This window comes from Okeania sp. SIO2F4, from assembly GCF_010672385.1.
Classification (GTDB): Bacteria; Cyanobacteriota; Cyanobacteriia; order Cyanobacteriales; family Microcoleaceae; genus Trichodesmium.
The window spans coordinates 1-10623 of the sequence record NZ_JAAHGT010000272.1 but is presented as its reverse complement, the minus strand read 5'-3'; the positions used below and the strand labels follow the sequence as shown (position 1 = coordinate 10623).

At 34.0% G+C, this 10623-nt stretch carries 8 protein-coding genes; all 8 read left to right on the top strand.

Going from position 1 to position 10623, the window contains the following annotated elements:
• The coding region (locus tag F6K22_RS18035; RefSeq protein ID WP_293100609.1) for an SDR family oxidoreductase at window positions 1–472 on the top strand (472 nt) is incomplete at its 5' end.
• A gap of 376 nt (window positions 473–848) precedes the next feature.
• On the top strand, window positions 849–1595 hold the full coding sequence (locus F6K22_RS18030) for a thioesterase II family protein (protein WP_293100614.1): 747 nt from the start codon (window positions 849–851) through the stop codon (window positions 1593–1595).
• Between the two features lie 196 nt (window positions 1596–1791).
• Window positions 1792–2538: a thioesterase II family protein gene (locus F6K22_RS18025; protein WP_293100611.1), complete on the top strand. Its 747-nt coding sequence runs from the start codon at window positions 1792–1794 to the stop codon at window positions 2536–2538.
• A 324-nt stretch (window positions 2539–2862) separates the two neighbouring features.
• Window positions 2863–4800 carry a hypothetical protein gene (locus F6K22_RS18020; protein ID WP_293100606.1) on the top strand — a complete coding sequence of 646 codons (1938 nt, stop codon included), beginning with the start codon at window positions 2863–2865 and terminating at the stop codon, window positions 4798–4800.
• Between the two features lie 910 nt (window positions 4801–5710).
• The gene (locus F6K22_RS18015) at window positions 5711–6673 is read left to right on the top strand and encodes a glycosyltransferase family 2 protein (RefSeq protein WP_293100603.1); all 963 of its coding nucleotides are present in this window, start codon (window positions 5711–5713) and stop codon (window positions 6671–6673) included.
• 666 nt (window positions 6674–7339) lie between these two features.
• Window positions 7340–7672 (top strand): hypothetical protein, encoded by a 333-nt coding sequence (locus tag F6K22_RS18010; protein WP_293100600.1) that lies wholly within the window; start codon window positions 7340–7342, stop codon window positions 7670–7672.
• Window positions 7673–8619: 947 nt separating this feature from the next.
• Window positions 8620–8835 (top strand): hypothetical protein, encoded by a 216-nt coding sequence (locus tag F6K22_RS18005; RefSeq protein WP_293100598.1) that lies wholly within the window; start codon window positions 8620–8622, stop codon window positions 8833–8835.
• Between the two features lie 54 nt (window positions 8836–8889).
• On the top strand, window positions 8890–10128 hold the full coding sequence (locus F6K22_RS18000; protein ID WP_293100595.1) for a pyruvate kinase: 1239 nt from the start codon (window positions 8890–8892) through the stop codon (window positions 10126–10128).
• Window positions 10129–10623: the final 495 nt, after the last annotated feature.

Sequence of the window (10623 nt, the reverse complement as noted above, 5' to 3'; positions counted from 1 at the left end):
AACAGAAGCTAATCATATTATTATTAGAACAGCTTGGGTTTATGGAGCTTATGGAAAAGGTAACTTTGTCAAAACCATGTTGCGGGTGGGTAAAGACACAGAAGAATTGAGAGTTGTCTACGATCAGGTCGGTTGCCCAACTTGGACAGGAGACTTAGCAGAGGCGATCGCTCAAATTATTCCTCATCTTAATTCGGAAACTTATGGAACTTATCACTATACAAATAGTGGAGCTATTAGTTGGTACGATTTTGCCATGACTATTTTTGAGGAAGCCAAACAACTGGGTTTTCCTTTAGAGGTAAAACGAGTAGTTCCCATTACTACTGCCGAATATCCAACTCCAGCAAAACGACCTGCTTTTTCAGTTTTGAATAGTGGGAAAATTTCAAAAGTCTTGGGAAGTCATTCCCCATACTGGCGAGATAGTTTGAAACAAATGTTAAAGCAGTTAGCTGCTTTGAGCAATTAAGGATCGGCTTTTTTTGTTTTTCGGATTCTGATAAATTTGTTGATGAATCAAATAATCAAACCACCTGTCGCCCTCCCTAGATCAAAATATTTTCCAGAGATTGATAAACACAAGACTCACTCAAACAGACTATATATAGTAGACCTCTTGCAAAAGTAAAAATTCAATCTTTTTGGGTAAATTTTTCCTGGAAATTTCTTCCTTTGTTCCCTGCTTTTGGTTCCCTAGACTGACTTATTCAAGAAGTCTAGTAAGCAAAAACTATAACGTTATAGTTTTTCTATTTGAAACCCATGGGTGGGGTAAGTATTGAAAAACTTACTCGTCAACAGTCAGATTTTTTTATTATACCAATTTGTAGCTAATAAATTTGCCAATGAGTCCCACTATTACTCCCTCTCCTTGGATAAAAATATTTCAACCAATTTCTCAACCGACCCTACGTTTATTTTGTTTTCATCCTTCTGCTGCAGGTGCTTCCTTGTTTCGCCTCTGGGGAAAATACTTGCCTTCTAATATAGAGGTCTGCGCCATACAACTACCAGGTAGAGAAACTCGGATTAAAGAACCTCTGATTACTGAATGGGATTATCTATTACCTACCCTGACTCAAGCTTTGTTACCTTTAATTGAAGAATATCCCTTTGCATTTTTTGGCCATAGTCTCGGTGCATTAATAAGTTTTGAAGTAGTTCATAAACTACGCAGGGAAAAACTTCCTATTCCTAAGTATATGTTTGTCTCTGGTCGTCGCGCTCCTCAGATTCCTATTGATAAACCACTTTATCAAGCATCTAACCCGACTTTAATTTCGACATTGCGAGAATACGGTGGTACCCCTGAAGCAGTCTTGCAAAACCAAGACCTCATGGAATTTTTTTTACCTATTTTGCGAGCTGACTTTACAATCAATGAAAAATATATGTATTTTCCTGAAGCACCCTTAGAATCTCCTATTGTTGCTTTTAGAGGTACAAATGATGTAGCAGTTAGCTTGCAACAGTTATCTGGATGGGAACAACATACTATTAGTAACTTTGCCTTACATGAATTTCCGGGCGGTCATATGTTTTTCCAAAAGGAACCGAAAACTTTAATTGAGGCAATCTTAAAATTTCTGTAGGGTATTGAGTGTTAGGTTGCAGTTGAAAAATTAACAATTAACAATTACTTCTTCTTAAAAATAAGACAATTCAAGAACTTAGAAAAAATGTATATCTAACCATCTAAGGAATGAGAATCAAATAAAGTCTATATTTTTTTTACTCATTAACAGCCAGATTTTTTATTATACCAATTTAGAGCTAATAAATTTGCCAATGAATACCACTATTACTCCCTCTCCTTGGATAAAAATATTTCAACCGATTTCTCAACCGACTTTACGTTTATTCTGTTTTCACCCTTCTGCCTCTGGTGCTTCCTTGTTTCGTCTCTGGGAAAAATACTTGCCTTCTAATATAGAGGTCTGTGTCATACAACTACCAGGAAGAGAAACTCGAATTAAAGAACCCCTAATTACAAAATGGGAAGCTCTCTTACCTCGATTGATTCAAGCATTAAAACCCCTAATTATAGAATATCCCTTTGTATTTTTCGGGCATAGTCTTGGCGCCGCCATTTGTTTTGAAGTAGCTTGTCAACTCCGAATGGAAAAACTCCCAACTCCTAAATGTCTATTTATTTCTGGTCGTTACGCTCCTCACGTTCCCATTGATAATCCGGTTCATCAAAAGTCAGACCAGGTTTTAATGTCTAAATTTCGTGATTATGCTGGTACTCCAGAAGCAGTGTTGCAAAACCGAGACCTAATGGAATTATTTTTACCCATTTTACGAGCAGACCTGACTCTCCACGAAACATATATTGACTCTGGTGAACCTCCTTTTGAATGCCCCATAGTTACTTTCAGAGGTAAAAATGATGGTGAAGTTAACCAAGAAGAATTATTTGAATGGAGTCAGCATACTCTTGCTTCTTTTGACTTACATGAATTTCCGGGCGGTCATATGTTTTTCCAAAAGGAACCGAAAACTTTAATTGAGACGATCTTAAAATTTCTTTAGAAGGGAAGGAAAAAGGAAGAAGGAAGAGGGAAGAAGAATTTAGTTATCTAGGAAAAAAGGAGTAAATATTAGACCTCTCTGGAAAAGAGGGAGTAGGGAGTAGGGAATAGGGAGAAATAATTGATGATTTATACCCGATAATTGATTTGATTTTTGATTATCGGAGATGTCTATTGAAAAAACAAGGGAAAAATTTAATCTATACATCCATCTCAAAATTTGTATCTTGCACTGCCGTTTATGTTAGTCAAAAAAAATTCAGAAGTTACTTTTCTAATTCTCACGACCATTGCAATTTTACTCCCTGCTTTCTATGTACTTTTTATGATATTGAAAGCTGGGGAACTACTAAATTTCGATTATTGGTGGATGATTAAAAATATCTATTCTATAGATGGATTTTCCACTAATATTTTTGACTGGATGTTTCGAGCAAATGAACATTTTGTCTTAATTCCTGCCATAATTTACGCCCTAAATATTCTTGTTACTAAAGGTTCCAATATTGGGTTGTGTCTGGCTACATTTTTCCTAGCTGTTGCTCAGGGAATTTTGTTAATTGCATTAGTAGCTAATACTCTCAAAAAATATCGTCCTATACTTTTATTATTAATTTTATTCATCTCAGTTTTTAACTTTACCCCTGCTGCTGCTCATAACTGGATGCGCGGATATAGTGGAGTACATTGGGTAATTGCTAATTTATTTGTTATTGCTTCAATCTTTTGTGTAAAAAAATTACTAGAATCTCAACAAAATAGATTTGCTATTGCCAGTATAATATTGGGAATTTTAGGATGTATTAGTTATAGTACAGCTTTGGGAATTTGGCCGATATTATGTGCAATTGCTATTCTGTATAAATTGCCAAAAAAATTTACTATCTCTTATCTATTTTTTTCTGTTTTAGTAATAGGCATTTATTTCCTAACTTACACAACACCCTCTCATCATCCATCATTATCTAAACTGAATTTTATTGATATAGTTGCCTACATTCCCGTTTATTTAGGAGCAATTTTTACTCATAATATTCCCGTCGCTTCAGCAATAGGTTGGGTAGGATTAATTTTAGCAGGAATATTTTTAATTTATTGGTTATTTATAATTTATCCTCAAGATTGGTTGCCCTGGTTATCAATAATAATTTATAGTTTTGGCACTGCTTTAATGGCTGCTGTTAGTCGTTCTGGGTTTGGAGCAGAACAAGCGATCGCTTCTCGTTATGCTACTTTACCTTCCCTATTTTGGTTAAGTCTAATTATCTTGATTTTTTTACGGTTAGAAAAACAGCAAATTACTCTGAGAAAACAATGGTATTTTGTTATGCCATTAGTGGCAGTTTTGACAGTTTTAACTATATTAATGTATCGAGTCGGTACAGAAACTTTTAGAGAAATTGCTCATCGGGCAACTTTTCAACCTTTAGTAGCATTATCGTTACAAATTGGCATTTCCGATCCGACTTTAATTCAAGAAAAAGTAGGTAACCGACCTGCTGCTTTTTTAGGGTTAGTGGATGCTTTAAAAGCTGATGGTTTAGTACCTTTTCATCGAGATATAAAACAAGATAATTTTTGCGCTAATTTAGATAAAAAAATTAACTCTAATTTATTAACTGCAAAACTCCCAGAAAACTTGCAGGGATATTTTGATACTGTGACTAAATTTTCTCCAACTACAGCTAGAGTAAATGGATGGGTTAGTCAAGTTAAAAGTCAAAAGCGAGTGTGTAATTCTGAGGATACCTCAGAATGTAAGACACACTCAAGACACTCAAAAGTTAAAAATGAAGAGATTTTTGAAGTTAAATGTATTGTTATTTTGAATCAAGAAAATGTAGTTAAAGGTTTTGGGATGTCAGGTTTTCCTCGTGCTGATGTAGCAGAATTATTAGGAGCAGAATATGAATTTTCAGGTTGGAAAGGATATATCGAAGTTAAAAGTCAAAAGCGAGTGTGTAATTCTCCTGATAACTCAGAATGTAAGACACATTCAAGACACTCAAAAGTCAAAAATTCAGAAAATATTCAAGAGTCAAAGCAAGAGATTTTAACAGCTTATGTGAAATTGAAAAATCGTCAAGATTGGATAGCTTTAACCAATCAACATATTTTTGAAAAGTCGGATATATCCAAACTGAAAAGTTATTCATTACCAAGTCAAAAATTCAGAAAATATTTAAGAGTCAAAGCCGGAAATTTTCAGAGATTATGTCAAATGGAAAATTCGTCTGAAAACTCATCCATTCCCTGGTTATAAATTCAGAAAATATTTAAAAGTCAAAGCCGGAAATTTTCAGAGATTATGTCAAATGGAAAATTCGTCTATATCCAACTGAAAACTCATCCATTCAAAAGTCAAAAATTCCGACAAGATTCAAGAGTCAGAGCTGGAGATTTTCAGAGATTATCTGAAATGGAAAAATCGTCAAAATTCAATAGCTCTAACTAACCAAAATATTTTTGATAAGTCAGATATATCCAATTGAAAACTCATCCATTCAAAAGTCAAAAATCTAGAAAAGATTCAAGAGTCAGAGCTGGAGATTTTCAGAGATTATCTGAAATGGAAAAATCGTCAAGAATCTAAAAGTAGTCAAAATTCAATAGCTCTAACTAACCAAAATATTTTTGATAAGTCAGATATATCCAACTGAAAACTCATCCATTCAAAAATCAAAAATTCCGACAAGATTCAAGAGTCAGAGCTGGAGATTTTCAGAGATTATCTGAAATGGAAAAATCGTCAAAATTGAATAGCTCTAACTAACCAAAATATTTTTGATAAGTCAGATATATCCAACTGAAAACTCATCCATTCAAAAGTCAAAAATTCCGACAAGATTCAAGAGTCAGAGCTGGAGATTTTCAGAGATTATCTGAAATGGAAAAGTAGTCAAAATTGAATAGCTTTAACCAATAAATATAGTTTGAATTTTTGATATTTTAGTTGATACCAAATCCGGTTATCAAAAGTCTTCAAATTCCTCTCTAATCCTTTAGCATAAGTACCTTACATTCATCAATAGTGATTCTTTTGCACACCGGACTTAGTATGATTAGGAAATAGATTAGTGATTAATCTTAGGCTAGTTTATGTTAAATTGAAAAATTGTCAAGATTGGATAACTTGAACCAATCAATATAGTTTTGATAATTAGAATTGAACATTGAAAAGTACATACCTCAGTTTTGTGATTCCAGTTTATAACGAAGAAGCTACAATCAAACCCTTGTTTGAGAGAATTTTGGATGTAATGAATTTAGCCGAAATTAATAGTTATGAAATAATTTTTGTTGATGATGGGAGTAGCGATCGCTCTTGGATAGAGATTAATGAATTAATCAAAAAAAATTCCCATAAAATCAAAGGAATTAGATTAAGAAGAAACTTTGGGAAATCTTCTGCCTTATCTGCTGGATTTAAAAAAGCTAGAGGAAATATTATTTTTACTTTAGACGCAGACTTACAAGATGATCCAGCGGAAATACCTAAATTTTTGGAAAAGTTAGAGTCAGGATATGATTTAGTTTCTGGATGGCGAAAACATCGTAACGACCCTCTTTCTAAAACATTACCCTCGAAATTATTTAATAGAGTTACATCAATTTTAACTGGAGTAAAATTACATGACTTTAACTGTGGCTTAAAAGCTTATAAAAAAGAAGTATTAGAATGTATTAAAGTATATGGAGAACTACATCGATATATTCCCGTATTAGCTCATAGTTTAGGATTTAAAATTACTGAAGTAACTGTCAGACATCATCGGCGAAAACAGGGAAAATCTAAATATGGATTGGAGCGTTATACCCGTGGATTTATTGATTTATTAACTGTTTTAGCAACTACTCATTATTTGCATAAACCAGGTCATTTGTTTGGGAGTTTAGGATTATTTTTTGGTGCGATAGGAATGACATCTTTAGGTTATTTAATTGTACTTTGGTTTATGGAAATTCGACCTATAGGTACTCGCCCTTTATTTTTATTTGGAATCTTATGTATTATTCTGTCTGTACAGTTAATATCTTTAGGAATTTTGGCAGAATTAATTACTAGAAATGTGGATGATGATTATGTGGATAAGCAGATTTGTGAAGTTGTAGAAGAGAGGGAGGAAAATATTTAGGGGAGACTAGGTAAGAAATTTTCAAAAGAAATCAATTTTTCTGAATATAATCTATCAATAAGATAACACGGAGGTATTTTATATGAGTTGGGTAACTGATGTAATTCTCATTTTCTCTCTTGAGGAATAATTCGATAAAAATTTTGAAATTATTGATATTTCACCGGTACTAATTAATATTAATTCTTGGCTGGAAAAGAATGGTAAAGGAACCATCGATAATTTTTCAGAGTATCTAAGTATTTGAGGAAAAGCGATGCAAGCTTGTGTTTATGGTGGATAATTTAACTTTTTAGATATAGATTAAAGTTTTGAAATAATTGACATTTCACCGGCACTAATTAATATTAATTCTTGCTTGGCTGGAAAAGAATGGTAAAGGAACCATCGATAATTTTTCAGAGTATCTAAGTAGTGGGTAAAAAGCGATGCAAGCTTGTGTTTATGGTGGATAATTTAACTTTTTAGATATAGATTTATAGAAGTTTTCAAAGCAGATAATTGGCGACAAAAACAGGATGTTTAACTTCTTTTCAAAGATGAACAAGATAGTTATTTCACCATAGATAGGCTCACAGATGATTAGTTAAATATTAACCAAAATTTTAGAGTAAATACTAGCTTACCAGACTATCTTTAAAGCACTTTGAATGAGGTTTATAAATTATGAAATATGAATTTTGGGATGATTTTATTGTTGAAGGAAGAGAAGATTATGTAGGTATATGGCAAATCATTAATCGTCTTAACGAGAAGTTCTCACAATCAAGCCCAAAAGAAATCCTATTAATGGCTATTCAAGCAGTTCGAGAAATACTGGAGACTGGTTTTATACAAATTGGAATGTTTGAATATATTGATGAAAAGAATTTGAAAGATCAAATATGGAATCAATATATTGACAGTATTATTAATCCCATTGAAACAGAATGGGATAAGCTTCCTAGAGAACCTAATATTGGTGATATAGCTTGGCTAATGATAACAAAAACAGGATAAAAGGAAGCTGAAATAATTTTCAAAAAGAGAAAAGAAATTGAGCCTCAGTTTTAAGTAATACTTTCGGAGCAAAACAAAAAAAATATCGGCGTTGGTGATTTTGGCTATGATTTTTCTGGAAATAGCGATTACCTAACTCCTAATTTAAAAGCATTTTATATTTGACAAATTTAGATTTCATCGCTTGATTCACCAACGCCAAAATATCAATTACCACTCAACAAATTTTTTACCCACTGCTTTTGTGCCTCAGACAAATAAGTTATTGTTTCAGTTTTAGTCTTTCAGTTTAAAAATTTTTAAGTTTGTCAGGACTTGATGACAAAAAAGCAGAAAATTTGTCTGATGCAGTTAACGAAATTTCAATATTTTTAGCCCTTGCTCTCGGTTGTATGATGGTATATTCTTAGAAATAATCCAAAGGATAGTTACTGCTTGAAGTAATTTTGAAGCTGCAAATACTGATTATTTGGTTATTTTTAAAAGCAAATACTCTAAATTTCTCTAGGATGAATGACTAATTTTTCTCTCCTGATTTTTTGACTGATTGATAGATTGGCAATTTTGTGGTATCTGGAAGAATACAAACGTAGCCAATTATTATTTATAGGTAGACTTGAGGAAACCAAACCCAACAAATATCAATTACCACGCAATACATTTTCTACCCACTGCTTTTCCATCTCAGACAAAAAAACTCAATTTTTATGCCCTTGTATGCTCAAAATCCTCACCTGCATGAGCTATAGGGCGAAAAAAGCTGGCACTTTTTTCGCACAAAAAACGCGCTTAGCATTTACATATAAAGTCTTTTAGATTTAATCAGCAAGCCCTATCTATCTATGTTATATATATCTATCTTAATTTCAAACAAACTTAACTTTGGGGAGAGAATCTCACGAGTAGATTTTGATATAAGGGAGGTATAGAGAATTTTATATAAAAAGATGAAACTAGAAATACCTCAACAGGATGCTTCTACTATTCGTATAGAAAGAATTGAGCGGTCTCTACAAGCGTTAAAACAAATATGGTCAGAAGCGATCGCCCTTGAACTACAAGAAGCTGAAAACCTAGAAAAAATTTATCCTAATAACCGGAAAAGTGCCCAAAACCTAATTCATTATCTAGCAGTACGTCGCCATGATATCCGAGACTTATAATATGACCTTAGTATCTTGGGGTTAAGTTCCCTGGGTCGGATGGAAGCTCATGTTATGGCCTCACTTCATGCAGTTTTAGAAGCACTCCATAGAATAGATCATCGTTCTATCCCAACAGAACTACAAGCAGAATTATCTATAACTCACGAATTGGGAAATGCCATTCTGACAGAACATACTCTGGAGATATTAGGACCTAAACCAGAACTTAGAAATGCTCGTATCATGGTGACAATGCCTAGTGAAGCTGCTGATGATCCTCAGATAATTCACAAATTATTAGCCAAAGATATGAATATCATGCGCATTAACTGTGCTCATGACAACCGCGAAGTATGGACAAAAATGATTCAAAATTTGCGCCAAGCAGAAACAGATTTAGGGAAGTCGTGTCGCATTTCCTTAGACTTGGCAGGTCCAAAATTAAGAACTGGCAAAATTGAAGGTAAACATTTTTCCCTTTCCCAAGGAGATACTTTGGTAGTAAAACAAGGCGAAATTCTCGGTAAACCATCTAGTAAAAATAAACCTGCAATAGTGGGATGTGATATGCCAGAAGTTTTCCGAGATGTGCGAATTGCGGAAAGAGTTTTCTTTGATGATGGGGTTATTGCTGGAGTTATTTGCCATGTAGAATTAGAGGAATTTCAGGTAGAAATTACTTCTGCGAGGGAGGGTAAAGCTAAACTCAAGAGTGAAAAGGGTATTAACTTGCCAGATACAGACTTGAAGTTACCAGCATTGACACAAAAAGATTTGCAAGATTTAGAATTTGTTGCCAAAAATGGGGATATGGTGGCAATTTCATTTGTACAGCATCCCACTGATATTGAGCAGTTAATTGGGGAGTTGGAAAAACTCAATGCTGGGGAATTAGGAATTATTCTGAAAATTGAGAATCAAAAAGCTTTTAAACAACTGCCCAAATTATTATTAACTGCTTTACGTCATCCACGGATAGTAGTAATGGTGGCGCGGGGTGACTTGGGTGTGGAAGTTGGGTTTGAACGTTTGTCGGAAGTGCAGGAAGAAATTTTGTGGTTATGTGAAGCTGCTCATGTACCTGTGATTTGGGCAACTCAGGTTTTGGAGTCTTTAGCAAAGGGTGGTATGGCTTCTCGCGCAGAGGTTACGGATGCAGCAATGGGTAGTCGAGCAGAATGTGTGATGTTGAATAAGGGGCTTTATATTGATAAGGCAATGCAATTTTTGTGTGATGTATTGCAGCGGATGCAGGAGCATCATCAGAAGAAAATGGTAATGTTACGGCAGTTGAATATTTCTCGGTTTTGAGTAAGGGAACAGAGAAAAGGGGGAGATGAGAGGAGATTTAGAAGGAGAAGGTTTTTATTTATTGTGGTTAATGAAGGGAAGGTGTATTAGAAGGCAGAAGAAAATTTAGTCAAAAGGCAAAAAGTCAAAAGTTAAAAGTAATATTTGTTTGAATGCTGTGTGACTTTAGCAATTCCGACTTCTCCCCTCATCAAGTCAAAATGTAGTAATGTCAAAAGATTAAGAAGTAATTCTTGTCGGTAGTTTCCGGAAAGATCAGAATGGTAGGTGGAAATTGCAGAAGTAATTCTTGTTGGTATTACGGAAAGAAAAAAAATGGAACCAATCTTAAACCAAAAGCAAAGCAATTTTTCTAACTCAACCAATCAAAACCTAAAAAGCGTCGGGAGGAAGTTAGCCAGCCTGTTTTAACGGCTGGATGAATAACGACGCGCGGGTTTTAACCCGGAGTAAAAGTCTGGTATAATAGAAATAGTAAGTAAGAACAAGGTTTGT

Bases quoted from the DNA above. Each gene is read 5' to 3' on its own strand.
- F6K22_RS18030 (WP_293100614.1), top strand. From the start codon at position 849: ATGAGTCCCACTATTACTCCCTCTCCTTGGATAAAAATATTTCAACCA.
- F6K22_RS18025 (WP_293100611.1), top strand. From the start codon at position 1,792: ATGAATACCACTATTACTCCCTCTCCTTGGATAAAAATATTTCAACCG.
- F6K22_RS18020 (WP_293100606.1), top strand. From the start codon at position 2,863: ATGATATTGAAAGCTGGGGAACTACTAAATTTCGATTATTGGTGGATG.
- F6K22_RS18010 (WP_293100600.1), top strand. From the start codon at position 7,340: ATGAAATATGAATTTTGGGATGATTTTATTGTTGAAGGAAGAGAAGAT.
- F6K22_RS18005 (WP_293100598.1), top strand. From the start codon at position 8,620: ATGAAACTAGAAATACCTCAACAGGATGCTTCTACTATTCGTATAGAA.
- F6K22_RS18000 (WP_293100595.1), top strand. From the start codon at position 8,890: ATGGCCTCACTTCATGCAGTTTTAGAAGCACTCCATAGAATAGATCAT.